This is a genomic window from Candidatus Salinivivens marinus (assembly GCF_965655845.1).
GTDB lineage: Bacteria > Pseudomonadota > Alphaproteobacteria > Rhodobacterales > Rhodobacteraceae > Salinivivens > Salinivivens marinus.
In genome coordinates, this window is record NZ_CBFHHX010000003.1 from 97,143 (window position 1) to 111,250 (window position 14,108).

General features: G+C 39.5%; 15 protein-coding genes and 2 tRNA genes. 5 read left to right on the top strand and 12 right to left on the bottom strand.

Features of this window, described 5'->3' with window-relative positions; translation table 11 throughout:
- Window positions 1–2: 2 nt before the first annotated feature.
- Window positions 3–1,172 carry a glutamine-hydrolyzing carbamoyl-phosphate synthase small subunit gene (gene carA, locus ACTF5Q_RS04155; protein ID WP_438953418.1) on the bottom strand — a complete coding sequence of 390 codons (1,170 nt, stop codon included), beginning with the start codon at window positions 1,170–1,172 and terminating at the stop codon, window positions 3–5.
- Window positions 1,173–1,327: 155 nt separating this feature from the next.
- On the opposite strand from carA, the gene ACTF5Q_RS04160 reads away from it, so the two are divergent.
- Window positions 1,328–1,789 carry a GatB/YqeY domain-containing protein gene (locus ACTF5Q_RS04160; RefSeq protein ID WP_153695801.1) on the top strand — a complete coding sequence of 154 codons (462 nt, stop codon included), beginning with the start codon at window positions 1,328–1,330 and terminating at the stop codon, window positions 1,787–1,789.
- Here the strand turns inward: ACTF5Q_RS04160 and ACTF5Q_RS04165 are convergent.
- From ACTF5Q_RS04165 to lipB, 3 genes are all read right to left on the bottom strand, one after another.
- A complete protein-coding gene (locus tag ACTF5Q_RS04165) occupies window positions 1,786–2,277 on the bottom strand; it encodes a DUF2244 domain-containing protein (RefSeq protein WP_438953419.1) in 492 nt (163 codons plus the stop codon). The genes ACTF5Q_RS04160 and ACTF5Q_RS04165 overlap by 4 nt on opposite strands.
- Before the next feature lie 86 nt (window positions 2,278–2,363).
- On the bottom strand, window positions 2,364–4,037 hold the full coding sequence (ctaD, locus tag ACTF5Q_RS04170) for a cytochrome c oxidase subunit I (protein WP_438953420.1): 1,674 nt from the start codon (window positions 4,035–4,037) through the stop codon (window positions 2,364–2,366).
- A gap of 115 nt (window positions 4,038–4,152) precedes the next feature.
- Complete coding sequence (lipB, locus tag ACTF5Q_RS04175) at window positions 4,153–4,800, bottom strand: lipoyl(octanoyl) transferase LipB (protein ID WP_438953421.1); 648 nt, start codon at window positions 4,798–4,800, stop codon at window positions 4,153–4,155.
- A gap of 176 nt (window positions 4,801–4,976) precedes the next feature.
- On the opposite strand from lipB, the gene ACTF5Q_RS04180 reads away from it, so the two are divergent.
- Window positions 4,977–5,063: transfer RNA gene (locus ACTF5Q_RS04180), tRNA-Leu, on the top strand.
- Window positions 5,064–5,170: 107 nt separating this feature from the next.
- Here ACTF5Q_RS04180 and ACTF5Q_RS04185 read toward each other — a convergent pair.
- Genes ACTF5Q_RS04185 through ACTF5Q_RS04215 form a run of 7 tightly spaced genes read right to left on the bottom strand, consistent with a single transcriptional unit; the run spans window position 5,171 to window position 11,392 of the window.
- Entirely contained in the window at window positions 5,171–6,103 is a 933-nt protein-coding gene (locus tag ACTF5Q_RS04185) for an AEC family transporter (protein WP_438953422.1), read from the bottom strand.
- 3 nt (window positions 6,104–6,106) lie between these two features.
- Window positions 6,107–6,910, bottom strand: coding sequence for an MBL fold metallo-hydrolase (locus ACTF5Q_RS04190; protein WP_438953423.1), 804 nt, complete (start codon window positions 6,908–6,910; stop codon window positions 6,107–6,109).
- A complete protein-coding gene (locus ACTF5Q_RS04195) occupies window positions 6,910–7,713 on the bottom strand; it encodes a TatD family hydrolase (protein WP_438953424.1) in 804 nt (267 codons plus the stop codon). The genes ACTF5Q_RS04190 and ACTF5Q_RS04195 overlap by 1 nt, the downstream gene beginning before the upstream one ends.
- The gene (locus ACTF5Q_RS04200; protein ID WP_438953425.1) at window positions 7,706–8,863 is read right to left on the bottom strand and encodes a DNA polymerase III subunit delta'; all 1,158 of its coding nucleotides are present in this window, start codon (window positions 8,861–8,863) and stop codon (window positions 7,706–7,708) included. The genes ACTF5Q_RS04195 and ACTF5Q_RS04200 overlap by 8 nt, the downstream gene beginning before the upstream one ends.
- A 3-nt stretch (window positions 8,864–8,866) precedes the next feature.
- Entirely contained in the window at window positions 8,867–9,490 is a 624-nt protein-coding gene (gene tmk / locus ACTF5Q_RS04205; RefSeq protein ID WP_438953426.1) for a dTMP kinase, read from the bottom strand.
- Window positions 9,487–10,677 carry a D-alanyl-D-alanine carboxypeptidase family protein gene (locus ACTF5Q_RS04210; RefSeq protein WP_438953427.1) on the bottom strand — a complete coding sequence of 397 codons (1,191 nt, stop codon included), beginning with the start codon at window positions 10,675–10,677 and terminating at the stop codon, window positions 9,487–9,489. The genes tmk and ACTF5Q_RS04210 overlap by 4 nt, the downstream gene beginning before the upstream one ends.
- Window positions 10,661–11,392 carry an SPOR domain-containing protein gene (locus tag ACTF5Q_RS04215; RefSeq protein ID WP_438953428.1) on the bottom strand — a complete coding sequence of 244 codons (732 nt, stop codon included), beginning with the start codon at window positions 11,390–11,392 and terminating at the stop codon, window positions 10,661–10,663. Before ACTF5Q_RS04215 ends, ACTF5Q_RS04210 begins: the two co-directional genes overlap by 17 nt.
- Window positions 11,393–11,533: 141 nt before the next feature.
- Between ACTF5Q_RS04215 and ACTF5Q_RS04220 the strand changes: the two genes are divergently transcribed.
- Window positions 11,534–11,623 (top strand) — tRNA-Ser (locus ACTF5Q_RS04220).
- A gap of 95 nt (window positions 11,624–11,718) precedes the next feature.
- Complete coding sequence (gene cobT, locus ACTF5Q_RS04225) at window positions 11,719–12,720, top strand: nicotinate-nucleotide--dimethylbenzimidazole phosphoribosyltransferase (protein ID WP_438953429.1); 1,002 nt, start codon at window positions 11,719–11,721, stop codon at window positions 12,718–12,720.
- 76 nt (window positions 12,721–12,796) lie between these two features.
- Here cobT and ACTF5Q_RS04230 read toward each other — a convergent pair whose 3' ends face one another.
- Complete coding sequence (locus ACTF5Q_RS04230) at window positions 12,797–13,522, bottom strand: lipoprotein intramolecular transacylase Lit (RefSeq protein ID WP_438953430.1); 726 nt, start codon at window positions 13,520–13,522, stop codon at window positions 12,797–12,799.
- A 326-nt stretch (window positions 13,523–13,848) separates the two neighbouring features.
- Here ACTF5Q_RS04230 and ACTF5Q_RS04235 point away from each other — a divergent pair, with 326 nt between their 5' ends.
- Window positions 13,849–14,106: a hypothetical protein gene (locus ACTF5Q_RS04235; protein ID WP_438953431.1), complete on the top strand. Its 258-nt coding sequence runs from the start codon at window positions 13,849–13,851 to the stop codon at window positions 14,104–14,106.
- Window positions 14,107–14,108 lie beyond the last annotated feature (2 nt).

Below are 14,108 nucleotides of genomic sequence, written 5' to 3' on the forward strand. Positions count from 1 at the left end.
TATTACACAGCCATTGTTTTCTTCTTATCAATATCTGCTGCAAATCTTTCAAATAGATAGAAACTATCCATAGGGCCTGGGCTTGCCTCTGGGTGATGCTGAACTGAGTAAACTGGTCTGCCCACAAGTTTGATACCGCAATTTGATCCATCAAAAAGGGAAACATGAGTTTCCTTCACGTTATTTGGTAGAGATTGTGTATCTACAGCAAAACCATGGTTCATTGCTGTTATTTCAACCTTACCAGTTGTAAGATCTTTAACGGGATGGTTCGCACCATGATGGCCGTGGTTCATCTTAATTGTTCTGGCGCCCAAAGCCAACGCGAGCATTTGATGCCCAAGGCAAATACCAAATATTGGTAACTCAGGAAGCTTTAATAATTGTCTAATCATATTGATAGAATACTTACCTGTCGCTTCCGGATCCCCAGGGCCGTTAGATAAAAATACACCATCTGGATCGTAAGCTAGAACTTCTTCAGCGGTTGCAGTGGCTGGTAAAACAATTACTTCACATTTAATTGCTGTTAAACACCTAAGTATATTTTCTTTAACTCCAAAGTCTATGGCGACAACCCGTGCCTTGCTTTTTTCAATGTTACTGTACCCTCCAGACCATCTCCAGCGGTCTTGACTCCAACTATATGTCTTGCTTGAGGTAACATTCTTTGCAAGATCGAGGCCTGAAAGCCCCGCGAAGTTTCTAGCATCATTGATAAGGCTATCGGTATCAAAGTCACTATCTGCATTGTGCTCTATCGCAACATGTGGAGCTCCTTGTTTTCTTATTATCCTAGTTAGTCTTCTTGTATCAATTCCACCAATAGCGATAAGCTTATTGTTTTCTAACCATTCAATTAGATTTTGTTGTGATCTCCAATTTGAAGCTAAAGTTGGGCGCCATTTTACTACCATCCCGGAAGCGAATGGCATGTTGGCTTCATTATCTTCTAGATTGACCCCCACGTTTCCGATATGTGGAAAAGTAAAAGTCACAATTTGGCCAGCGTAAGAAGGGTCGGTCAAAATTTCCTGATATCCAGTCATAGATGTGTTAAAACATAATTCGGCGGTTTTCCGTCCAGTTGAGCCAAAGCCTTCACCATAAAAAACTGTTCCATCAGACAGGGCGAGACAAGCAGTAGGCTTGGTCCCATAAGAATCTTTCATCCTTGATTCTCCAACATGTAAATCGTCGAGACCGTATTCTCAGACATTGTAATGGTCAAGCTTGAGTTTAGTTTGATGTTAATTTAATGATGTGGATGTTAATGATATGATGTAATGAAAAAAGAAAAACTTTTTTACCTTTTCTGGAGGGTACTATGTCGCTTCGAAATGAAATAAATTCCGCACTGAAAGAAGCTATGAAGGAAAAGGCTCAATTACGATTGTCTACATTGCGGTTGATAACCGCCGCGATCAAAGATCGAGATATATCGGCTAGAGCGGAGGGTGTTGAAGAAGGGGTTGACGACTCAGAAATACTTGGAATTCTTGGGAAAATGACCCGTCAGCGCCAGGAAAGCGCTAAAACCTATGAGGAAGCTGGCAGGTTGGATTTATCCGAACGAGAGTTATCAGAAATACAAGTAATTGAGTATTTTTTGCCTCGGCAACTTAATAGTGAAGAGATTGAGATAGAGGTAACCAAAGTAATAGATGAGCAGGGTGCTTCCTCTATTAGAGATATGGGTCGCGTAATGGCGTGCTTAAAAGAACGATTTACAGGGCAGATGGACTTTGGGAGTGTTGGTCCAATAGTCAAACGGAAACTATCAAATTAATTATACTTAAATTTCTTAATCACCTTTATTAATTCCAAATAAAGGTCTTTTCTTTCTGGTTCTGATAAAAAAGATCCTATTTCAACGACACGGCCACCACCGGACAAGGTGATATAATTTGGTACGGGCCCACCAGTCTCATGTAGTGAAATTTTAGTCCAATATCTGTTACATTCCCAACTTTGGTGTTCACCGGTCGGGTTTTGTCTAAGGAGCCGGCAAAGTTCTGATGTGATCGTTAACTTTTCCAAGATTCTTCGGTCTTTATAATTTCTTCTTAATGCATACCAAACAGAAGCCAGCATAACGAATAGGAAGGTGAATATGACCCAAAAGTATTTAGTGCCAAGAAGGCCATATAGCGGGAAATTCAGCATTATAAATGTAATTATAATGAATATAGCAAATCCTTTATTAGGAAGCGAGCTATGGGGCCAAAGCTCTAAGCAATACTCAGGCTCTTCTTTACAACTCCAAACGTAAGGCATTTTATAATTACAAAAGTATCAATGTTTTTGTGGCGGCTCTTAAGAGGCCCTTTGTCTCAAGTTACTAAAAGAGACAAAGGTGCAGTTTAGTGAGCTTCTGACTTATCCCAATCTTTTTGCTCAGGCAAAATTTCGAAAGTATGCTCCGGTGGTGGGGACGGTAAAGTCCATTCTAAAGTATCAGCGTATTCATTCCATGGGTTTGCAGCATTTTGTCGGGCGCCGAAAAACAATGAATAAAATATTATACCGAAAAAGAATAGAAATGAAGCGAAAGAAAGAAATGCTCCGTATGAAGATATTACGTTCCAGTAAGCAAATGCTTCAGGATAGTCGATGTATCTTCTCGGCATACCTTGGCGCCCTAGGAAGTGCTGAGGGAAGAATGTCAAATTAGACCCAATAAACATCATCCAAAAGTGTAATTTACCCGCCCATTCGGGGTAAGCGCGCCCTGTCATTTTTGAAAAGTAAAAGTAGATACCTGCAAATATTGCAAAGACAGCACCGAGCGACATTACGTAATGAAAATGAGCCACAACGTAATATGTATCATGATATGCGCGATCGACACCGGCCTGGGCTAATACAATTCCGGTTACACCACCCACGGTGAAAAGAAATAAAAATCCAAATGCCCAGAGCATAGGGGTTTTAAATTCTATAGAGCCACCCCACATTGTAGCGATCCAAGAAAAAACTTTAACGCCTGTAGGAACGGCTATAACCATTGTAGCTAACATGAAATAGGACTGCTGCGTTAAGGACATTCCCACCGTATACATATGATGTGCCCATACAACGAAACCCAATGCTCCAATTGCTATTATAGCCCATACCATCGGTAGGTATCCAAAAACAGGCTTTCTCGCAAATGTAGCTATGACGTGACTAATGATCCCAAAACCTGGAAGAATTATGATGTAAACTTCAGGATGTCCAAAGAACCATAAAATATGCTGGTAAAGTATCGGATCACCTCCGCCTGCAGGATCAAAGAATGTAGTTCCGAAATTTCTGTCAGTCAGAAGCATTGTAATTGCTCCAGCGAGGACGGGTAGGGCAAGTAGGATAAGCCACGCGGTTACAAAGATTGACCATGAAAATAGAGGAACTTTAAACAAAGTCATTCCTGGTGCACGCATATTTAGGAATGTAGTTATCATATTTATAGCACCAAGGATCGAAGACGCTCCTGATACGTGGACAGCGAATATGGCCAGATCCATAGACATACCACTCTCGTTTACTGATAACGGCGGGTATAATACCCATCCTACACCAGAACCTAATTGTCCGTTACCCCCTGGAGATAATACCGAACAAATTGCCAGTGACGTACCGGTAACGTACAGCCAAAATGACAAGTTGTTCATTCTTGGGAACGCCATATCCGGAGAACCGATTTGTAACGGCATAAAATAGTTTCCAAAACCACCAAATAAGGCGGGGATAACTACAAAGAACATCATAAGAATGCCGTGACCGGTAATCAATACGTTCCACAAATGACCATTCGGTGTACAATCACCTATGGCAGCTGCAGTTAATCGCGCGCCCTCCAAACACATATATTGAACGCCAGGATTCATAAGTTCTAGCCGCATATAAACAGTGAAAGCAACAGCTATAAAACCCACAAAAGCAGAAACTACTAGATACAGTATACCTATGTCTTTATGGTTCGTTGACATAAACCAGCGGGTAAAAAACCCTCTATCATCTTTATGTTCGGCTCCTTGAATGGCTGCATCTGCCATAGTATTCTCCTTAAATTCAGTAGAAAATTTCTCTACTTTGTCCCTTTTGAATCGTCTACTTGTATCTAATCAAATTGTGAGTAATTCACAATGTTCGTAATTGCCGCATGCGAGATTATTTGCAAAGTTTAAAAAAGTTATTTTTTAATGCGCGGTCAAAGTCATCCATAGTTACTGAGACGCCCAACTCATTAATACTTGTAACGCCGAAGTTTGCTTCTCCACACGGGATGATACCGGAAAAATGTTCCAAATTTGGGTCTATATTGATTGAGATGCCGTGAAATGACACCCATTTTCGTAGCTTAAGGCCAATAGCAGCAATTTTATCTTCTAAAAATGCTCCATCTTTCCTCTTTTTTTTATCTTTTCGGCGAACCCAGACACCAACTCGATCAGATCTTATTTCTCCCTCAATATCAAATTCCTCAAGTGTGGCAATGATCCATTTCTCCAAAAACTCCACAAAAGCTCTAACATCCCGTCCCCGTTTATTTAAATCCAGCATTATGTAGGCAACCCTTTGGCCTGGCCCATGATAAGTAAATTGACCACCGCGTCTTGTACGATAAACAGGAAAGCTGTCTTTATCCAAAAGGTCGTTTTCATTGGCAGAAGCACCAGCGGTATAAAGTGGAGGGTGTTCAAGTAGCCAAACTAACTCTTTGTTTTTGTTAGCTGCAATCTCAGAAGCACGCGACTCCATAAAATTTACTGCGATGTTATAATCAACCAATCCCTCAGTTTTTAACCACTCCACCATGCCTTGTTTACCCGCAATTCTTAGATTTTAAATAAGTAATTATAAAGCAATAAACATTTAAAATTTTTCTTGTTCGTTAATTTTTTCAATTGTCTTAAAAAATAGAACTCTTAAATACCTTAAATAATAGTTTGCACCTTCACAATTCGAATAATTTTAGATAAACGCGTTTGTGTGCGGTCGTGGCGGAATTGGTAGACGCGCAGCGTTGAGGTCGCTGTTCTGTAAAAAGAGTGGAAGTTCGAGTCTTCTCGACCGCACCAAAAAAAGTAAGTGTTTAAAAAAATGATTGATAAAAAATAGCATGCTTCAATCGAAGTTATGAACTTTTTCTAAATGCTTTTTACTTATATTCTATTTTCTGACGAAATTAGAGGATTAATATCCAAAAACTAGCTGAAAATACTGTCGCTATCGTCCCGAGAAGTATTGAACTGGCTACGACTCTTTGAGCTTTTTTGTACATGCTAGAAAAAAGAAAAGCATTAATTCCTGGTGCCATAGCCGCAGTTATAACTGCCGACCTCAATTGCTCTAAATTAAGAAATAAATTTATGCCTGCAAAATAAACGATTGCCGGATGGAGAATGACCGATACAAAAATAATGAAGCATATTGTCAAACCATCCCCTTCAGGGCGATATTGATATAATGTACCTCCGAGCGCGAAAAGAGCCGTTGGTAGTGCTGCATCTTTAATAATACTTAGTCCATTCCAAATTGAGGATGGTATCGGTGCTCCAAAATAATTAACCAAAAGACCTATCAGTATCGCAAATATTAGAGGATTTTTGAATGCTAGGTTGAAAACTTGATGTGATAAAATTTTTAAGTCAAACTTCTCGCTACTGCTATGGAACAATTCCATCGATATGATGCCAACTAAATAACAAAAAGGGGCATGAAATGCTATTATTGCATAGTTCGAACCCAAGGATGCAGGTCCATAAGCGTTCTCTGTGATAGGCAAGCCAAGTAATATTGAATTGGAAAACAGACAGGTAAACCCGATACAAATTGCTTCTTCCCTGTTACGTTTGAAGTAGAAGTAAGCAGCTATAAACCCAATGATGAAGCAAATTAGGGCACCAAAGTAAAAAGAAAAAAGAAGTCGTAGATTAAAATTCTCGCTAATTTCAATCTTCGCAATCGCATAAAATAACAAGCACGGAATAGCAAAATTTTGGGCAAAGCGCGTTAAGCTAGTAATATTTTCGGTGCTTAACCAATTACGCCAAACAGAAATGTATCCAATTCCGATTACAAGGAAAACAGGCAAAATAACATTTAGTAAAACGTCCATGCTTTAGATCGAAAACGCAAAATCTAGGACCATTCCATCAAAGGCTGGTTCAACATTTTTTGGTGTTTCGTTCATCACCGTTTCATAATCTAAATCTACGTGCATATTGGTTAAAATAGCTTTTTCTATTCCTGATTTTTTTATCCAGCTTAAGCTATTTTCTAAATGCGAGTGCGATGGATGTGGGGTCCTTCTAAGAGCATCTAAAACCCAACATCTCGCCTTTGCCACCTCATTCCAGGCATCTGTGGACATTTCTGAAACATCTGGAAGATATACTAGTGGTCCTATTCTAAAGCCTAGAGCGTTGATATTTCCATGTTTGACTTCAAACGGGATAAACGTTAACGGTCCTCCATTTCCCTCAATAGAGGTAATACCTTTTATAGTATTCAAATCTAAAATCGGAGGGTAAGGGGAGGCCTCAGGCTGAACAAAAGCATATTTAAAACGCTCTATCAGATCGTTTTGCGTAGACTGATCCGCCCAAACATTTATTCGCGTTCGCATATTAAAGAATATCATTCTAAGATCATCCAAGCCATGTACGTGATCTGCGTGGGAGTGAGTATATACAACAGCATCTAGTGAACCCACTCCTGCGTCTAACAGCTGATTTCTCATATCTGGAGAAGTATCAATTAAAATCCTCGTTGTACCAGTTTTGTTCAGTCGTTCGACTAAAAGAGAGCATCTCTGCCTATTATTCTTTGGATTTTTGGGGTCACAGTCACCCCAATTATCACCGATACGCGGCACGCCGCCTGATGATCCACAGCCCAGTATAGTAAAGCGAAGCCTATCCATTAGGGCTTGCCATCAGTAAGGATTTTGTTGAATAGGGTCGTAAAGTTACTTTCCGTCTGTAAAGCGAAGTCTTCATAACTAATTTCAAATATGTCTGCGCCAATTCGTGCAGTGTGAATAACGTAAGCGGGCTCGTTTCTTTTGCCCCTATAGGGTGGGGGAGCAAGGTAAGGACTATCTGTCTCTACTAAGATTTTGTCTAATGGTACCATTGAGAAAATTTCACGTAACTCGGTACTTTTCGGAAATGCAGCAATCCCTGACATGGAAAGATAAAACCCAAGTTCGATAGATTTAATGGCAAGTGCTTTTGTCGAAGAGAAGCAATGCATTACACAAGAGAACGGGGAGTTTTTGAACTCACTTTCTAAAATTTCCGCAATGTCCTTATCAGCATTTCTCGCATGAATTATGAGCGGTAGCTTAGTTTCTTGAGCTGCATTTATATGAATTTCCAGACTCTTCTTTTGGGCTTCTGCCGTCTCTGATGTGTAGTAATAGTCTAGTCCGGTCTCTCCAATAGCAATGAATTTTGGATGTTCACTAAGACTAATCAATTCATTAAAATTAGCCATTGGTTCTGAAGAAACACTCATTGGGTGGTTTCCCGCAGCATAGTATACTGCTTTATAATCCTCTGAAATTTTTCTCACTAGCGGTTCGTTTTTTAGCCTTGTACAAATAGTAACCATTCTACACACTCCATTTTGGAGAGCGTTATTTATTACCTCAGAACGATCGTCATTAAAATCTGGAAAATCTAAATGACAGTGGCTGTCAGTGATTTTTGGCTTATCACTCATTTATAATCCTATTCGGATCGATAGCATTATAACATTTTTCCAGATAGATAAATGTATCAATTATTAGGCTTTCAACATCAATATTCAAAAGATAGCCTTTATGCAACTTAGCAATGACAATTTCAGCAGCTTCTGCCCATAAATGAGCACTACTTAGAGATGGGCATAAATATGTCATAATTTTTGCTTCATCGTTAGTCACACTCGGTGATATTGGACTTCGCATTGCTCCCGTTTTGCATAAACGGGAAAAAAATTTTTGCATCATTTCTATAAAATTTTCAAACTCAGCAGCTTTGCCCTTGGCAAAATAGGCCTGGCTCAACTGCATTGCCTTTTTTGTATTAAGATTGGGCAGAGAGGATGCCAAGTTTAAGATATCTCTATACAAATTAAGAGAGTTAGAATTTAGTAGTCGGCAGGCAACGCCTGCGGACCCATTAGATAAAATGGAAAGTGAAACTTCTTCTGCTGGGTCTATTTCCCGACCAGTAGCGGTAACAACTGCTTTCAGGTCATGTTGACTTAGGGCCGAGAATAATAATTTTTGGCACCTTGATTGCAAGGTGGGTAACAAGAGATTTGGTTGGTGAGATATCAATAAGAATAAAGTATTTTTAGGTGGTTCCTCGAGTAATTTTAGAAGTGCGTTACATGAATTTGAGTTTAAATCATCTGCGGTATCAATTATGATTACCCTTCTACCTCCGTCAGCAATTGAAAGTGAGCAGTAAGATTGTAAATTACGAATATCATCGATAGAAATATTTTTGAAAAACGCTTTCCGTTTTTCATTATACCCCTTTCTAACAACATAAATTCTTTGTTCTGATCCTGAGATGATCCGGGTTAAGGTACCTCCATCTTGTGGTGCCAAAATAGAGTCAATATTTGAGCTATTAAGGTCTACTTTAATATCATCTGGCTCTTGATTTGTGGTTAATAAAAACTTTGCTATCATCCACGCAAAAGTAGCTTTTCCTACTCCCTTATCACCTGCTAATAGCCAACACTGCGGGAGTCTATCACTAATGTAAGAATTTAAGAAGTAATGCTTTTGGGTACTGTGGCCAATTAACTTTTTCGCTAGTTTTGGGTGTGGGATGCCAACTATTTTATCGGAAAGAGGGTTGTCTTCTTCATCAGTCATAAATCAACCAGTTTCATGAAGTAGTTTGCTTATAGTTTGTGAAACTTCCGCCTCACTTCTATTTCCGTCTACCACCATAAAGCGCTTAGGAAATTCATTTGCTAAATTTAAAAAGCCTTCTCTGAGTTTAATTTGCATTTCTAATCCGAACTCCTCAAATCTGGCTTCGGTGTTTGACCGTTCAAGTGCTCTTGAAAGGCCTATGTTAGGATCCAAATCAATTAAGAAGGTGATATCCGGTTGACGGGGTATCATGGCATCATCAAGCTGATCTACTAGGTCTCTTAGATCACCACGCGTAACGCCTTGGTAAACCCTTGTTGAGTCTGCAAAACGATCACAAATAACAGTTGTTCCACTTTGAAGTGCAGGTAAAATGGTTCGCTCCAAATGATCACGCCTAGCAGCGGTGAATAGTAATATTTCAGTTTCTGCTGACCATCTATCTGGATTACCTGTAAGCAGCAAATTACGAATTTCTTCAGCCCCTTCGGAGCCACCAGGTTCTCTCGTGAGCAAAACTTTGTTTCCACAAGCGGTAAGTTCGGTACTTAGTATTTTTGCTTGAGTAGACTTTCCACATCCATCTATTCCCTCAAAACTTATAAATTTGCCACTCAAATTCAAAATGCCGCCTCGGGGTTTTGACTAATTGAACGAAGAACAAATTTAGCAGCGGAAAGAACTTTTTCCTTGAATCCACCGGAGCCTATATTCTCAGCTGCTAGCAATGGAATTTCAAAAGTTGGTAAATTAGGTCTTGAAATAACTAAATTTCCAATAGTAGCACCCTTAGTTACTGGCGCTTTTATCGGGGTTGTAATCCGTGCTGCAAAATTGATGTCCTCGTTATCAAATACTGGAACTAGAATATCTAAATCATCGGCAAGCGCTAATCCGACCTGTGGGGTGTCACCATTCCAAACCGGCGCGAATCCAATTACATCATTGATTTTTCCATATTTTTTTTCCGTAAATTGCCTAAATGCCCAGTTTACTATTGCCTCGGCTTCATCGGCTCTTACACTTTGACTCCTCAATCCGGTAATGACAAAAATCACTCTTCTGTCCCCCTGCAAGGCAGATCCAACTAGCCCGTATCCTGCCTCGCTAGTATGACCTGTCTTTAATCCATCTGCCCCAATCCCTAAACCCAACAGAGGATTTCGGTTTCGTGTATTAGCAGCCGCTCTCCCATCAAATTCAAATATGTCTTCAGCAAACATTGAGTAATACTCTGGGAAATCACTTATTATTCTATTCGCTAGTATAGCAAGATCTTTAACGCTCATTTTGTGTTCAGGGTGTGGCCATCCATTCGAGTTTGCAAATACAGAGTTTAACATTCCCATTTTTTTTGCTCGCCTGGTCATTAAATCAGCAAAGCCTTTTTCGGTACCATCTGGGGAAAGAGCTTCAGCCAAAACGACGCAGGCATCATTACCGGACAAAACAATAATACCGCGAAGTAAATCCTCTACACTGACCCTATCACTTGTATTCAAAAACATAGTTGAACCGCGATATTTTACTGCTGCATCTGAAACAGGAAGTTTTTCAGTAAGTTCTAATCTTCCTTGGTTGATGTATTCAAAAGCCATATAAAGTGTCATTAACTTTGACATTGATGCTGGAGGTAATGGTTGATCTGCATTTTTCTTTAGAAGTACTGTTCCGGTAGTTTGATCCAGAATAAAGGCAGCCTTTGCCGAGGTTTCAAAGGAAAGCGCCTTGCTCGTTGACAAAAATATAAGTGATAACAAGATTGTGATTGAAAAATTCAAAACAGATAAAAATTTATTTTGATACAGCATAAGCATCACCAAAACCAACGGCTTTAACTTTTTGTAAAAGTGTGGATCGTTCATTCATGTCAACAGCAGGACCGACAATAACTCTCCAAAAAGTCTTATTTCGACTCGTTTGTTCTTTTACGGTTGGCTGAATATTAAGTTGGTTCATAACTTCGGCAGTGTTACGAGCATTTTGCTCAATACTGAAAATACCAACCTGAATATAGGGTTTTGATAACGCAATATTTTCACTTCCATTTTTTTGTGCGGAAGCAACCGTCGCTTCTGAACTTGCAACATCCAATTTATCTTTAATCGATTTCACCGTTTTGAGAGCTCTAAGGGCAGTCACAGTCACAATGCGATTTTCGTTTGCGTCTACGCCCAAAGAAGTAGCCGCTTCCGATGATAAAAGCATCCTTTTTTCATTCTCGTCACCGCTTCTATTAAAAATTGCACCAATCACCGACTTACCACCATACTTATCTTTTATTAAAACCCTAGTTGCCTGATCGACGTTTGGATGAGTTATCCAGACGCCGCCTAGTGAAGATTGACCATCCCAGTACGCTAAACCCTCAGCATTAAAAATCTCGGGAGCCTCAACATCGTTTTCTTTAAATTCAATCCCAAGGGGTTTTGATAAAGTGCCAACTGTTTCATTATTTGCGGACTGGCATCCAACTAGTAATAAACAACCTAAAGAGAACAGAACCAAGATTTTTGATGTGTACATTTTGATAACCCTAAAGAAGTATTATGCAAAGGTTATAACCCTTTAGGTTCAAGGTGAAAAGGTGTTGCAGCGATGTATTAGTAAAGAACTTTATCTTTGTACTTTAAGAATCAAAAAATTTTCGATAATTGGAGCGATGACGGAGGAGTGGCAGAGTGGTTGAATGCACCGGTCTTGAAAACCGACGTGGGTTAACGCCCACCGTGGGTTCGAATCCCACCTCCTCCGCCAGCTTTCAAATTTGAAGTACGCTACTTTTCCAAAATTTGAGTAGATCTTTGAGCAAGTAGCCATGTTATTTAATTTGGAAAAAAGTATATAAATAAATGTTCAATTCCGTAAAAAAGTTCGAGACCGAACTTAATAATCTAACTATTCCAAATAGAAATTTTCATGAACTTGCTTTGGAGCGTCAAAGTATTTTGACTAAACCTAAAGGCTCTTTAGGGCGATTGGAGGAAATAGCATGTTTTATGGCAACGTGGCAAGAGACCGAGCGTCCAAAATCTGATAAAGCGCAGGTTCTAGTTTTTGCTGGAAATCATGGTGCATGTGATCAGGGAATAAATCCATTTCCTCAAGAAATTACTCTTCAAATGGTCAAAAATTTTAATAAAGGTGGTGCCGCTATAAATCAGTTGGCCTTACAAAATGGTGCCGAATTGGATGTCATATTGTTGGCGGAAGGCAAGCAAACATCCGACTTTACTAAAGGGCCAGCTATGTCAGAAGAAGAGTGCCTTAATGCCTTAAATGTTGGCGCAAATTCAGTTGATCTCAACTCTGACATTCTGCTTCTTGGTGAAATGGGTATTGGAAATTCAACGATTTCTGCTGCTTTATGTCTCGCTAGCTTTGGTGGACAATCAAAAGATTGGGTTGGTGCTGGTACTGGATCCGATCGAGCAGGAATAGAATTAAAACGAAAGGTGATTGATCTAGCGCATTCTGTAAATGCAACAAATTTAGGTTCTCCTTTTGAAATATTGTGTGCTATGGGAGGGCGAGAGCAGGCCGCTATTTGTGGGGCACTCGTTGCCGCTAGAAAACATCGTATTCCAGTTCTGCTTGATGGTTTCATAGCCTGTTCAGCAGTTGCACCACTCTCACCGTACAAAGGAATTTTTGATCATGTGCTCGTGGCCCACAAAAGCGCTGAGCTCGCGCATAACTTATTGTTGAAACATATCGACAAAGTCCCAATACTTGATCTCGACATGCGTCTGGGCGAGGGTAGTGGATCAGCAGTCGCACTAGCTGTTATAAAATCAGCTTTAGCATGTCATAATGGTATGGCAACATTTGCAGAAGCAGGTTTGACCGGTTGATATTTAGTGCGTTTCTCTATTAGCGCTATCCAAGATTGGGCATATCCAAGAAGCTAGCCGTGTAATTAAACAGTCATCATTCCAGAATCTTTTGGATTATGAAATTTATTATCATCCAGTAGATAAAAGCTGCCGCCACTAACATTATTGCTATTGTTCCGAACAAGCTTTCAGGAAGTAGCGTTGTCATAAGCGACTCTTGATAATAAAAAAACCACTGGCCTTTGCCCGCAAATAGCAATTCATGAAGAAGGTGGAATACGGTTCTGGGCCCAATCACCATTACTATGCCCGCACCTAAGAATACAGTTAAAAGCATTGTTGAAAACGATAAGATAGTGCCGACCGGTTTCCAAAAATAGCGGGATCGTCTTACCTTGTAATAAAAACAGAATCCGTAAAATAGAACTAAAAAGGAAATTAGAATAAGCACTAACTGTTCTGATGATACTACCAATTGACTTACATCTTTTAGGTGCGTGAGTTCATCCTCCGTTAGGAATGTGTCAATCTTTTCTCCTGACGTGCTAAAATATTCAATTCCTGCTAATCCATCACCGCTCGAATTAATGCTCGAAACAATTTCTGCAAAAATTCTATGGTGCTCTGTACTAGATGTTATCTCGAAGTTGGTTTTGTTTCGATTTTGAGGAGCGTATTTCTCAATCTGTTCATCAATGGCATGGAACTTATACAGCCTATCGAAGAAAAAATTTACTGTTGATAAAGATTTCCATGCTAGAAATAAGCATACAATAAATAACGTGATCGTAAGTAAGGAATTAAAAGAATGCTTCGCCATTTAGAATGTCCGTTGGTTCACCGCCGTCTAAATAGTTTAGGTTTTTCCATATATCAACTTTAAAAACTGAGAACTGTGTAATTTGAATTTACAAAAAATTCCTTAAACCGAATCTTCTCAATACTTTTGGTAGACACTGATTCATTTTGCAAAATTTCTGTTAATGTTTGGGTTTTATGGCTTTGGTAACTTCAATTTGATCACCATTTAGTGCGCTGAAATATAAAGCAATTTAAAGTATACCATTGTATTTGTTGACTTTTAAAGTTTTAAGGCTCTTCTTTACATATATTTTATACTTTGAGATTGTTGCCGAGGAGCGAGCCATGACAAAAGCCAATACCACATTCAACTTGGAGATTAGAGACGTGGAACTAATCGAAAATGCACTGAATTCAGTCATAACAAAACAGTCTTCAACAATTATAAATACGGCGGTAAACGAGAACACTCAACCCTCGTCCAATAGTTGTCCTGTCACGGTGAAAGGCCAAATAGACGAACTCCGAGACCTACTAGGCAGATTGCACAACCAAAAAGTTTGGTATCGGCCGAAAGGCGAAGCAACTTATGTTGGAGGTTAATA

Coding starts and splice junctions, on each gene's coding strand:
- cobT (WP_438953429.1), top strand. CDS start 11,719: ATGTTCAATTCCGTAAAAAAGTTCGAGACCGAACTTAATAATCTAACT.
- lipB (WP_438953421.1), bottom strand. CDS start 4,800: ATGGTGGAGTGGTTAAAAACTGAGGGATTGGTTGATTATAACATCGCA.
- ACTF5Q_RS04160 (WP_153695801.1), top strand. CDS start 1,328: ATGTCGCTTCGAAATGAAATAAATTCCGCACTGAAAGAAGCTATGAAG.
- ACTF5Q_RS04210 (WP_438953427.1), bottom strand. CDS start 10,677: ATGCTGTATCAAAATAAATTTTTATCTGTTTTGAATTTTTCAATCACA.
- ACTF5Q_RS04195 (WP_438953424.1), bottom strand. CDS start 7,713: ATGAGTGATAAGCCAAAAATCACTGACAGCCACTGTCATTTAGATTTT.
- ctaD (WP_438953420.1), bottom strand. CDS start 4,037: ATGGCAGATGCAGCCATTCAAGGAGCCGAACATAAAGATGATAGAGGG.
- ACTF5Q_RS04200 (WP_438953425.1), bottom strand. CDS start 8,863: ATGACTGATGAAGAAGACAACCCTCTTTCCGATAAAATAGTTGGCATC.
- ACTF5Q_RS04165 (WP_438953419.1), bottom strand. CDS start 2,277: ATGCCTTACGTTTGGAGTTGTAAAGAAGAGCCTGAGTATTGCTTAGAG.
- ACTF5Q_RS04230 (WP_438953430.1), bottom strand. CDS start 13,522: ATGGCGAAGCATTCTTTTAATTCCTTACTTACGATCACGTTATTTATT.
- ACTF5Q_RS04190 (WP_438953423.1), bottom strand. CDS start 6,910: ATGGATAGGCTTCGCTTTACTATACTGGGCTGTGGATCATCAGGCGGC.
- carA (WP_438953418.1), bottom strand. CDS start 1,172: ATGAAAGATTCTTATGGGACCAAGCCTACTGCTTGTCTCGCCCTGTCT.
- ACTF5Q_RS04215 (WP_438953428.1), bottom strand. CDS start 11,392: ATGTACACATCAAAAATCTTGGTTCTGTTCTCTTTAGGTTGTTTATTA.
- ACTF5Q_RS04235 (WP_438953431.1), top strand. CDS start 13,849: ATGACAAAAGCCAATACCACATTCAACTTGGAGATTAGAGACGTGGAA.
- ACTF5Q_RS04185 (WP_438953422.1), bottom strand. CDS start 6,103: ATGGACGTTTTACTAAATGTTATTTTGCCTGTTTTCCTTGTAATCGGA.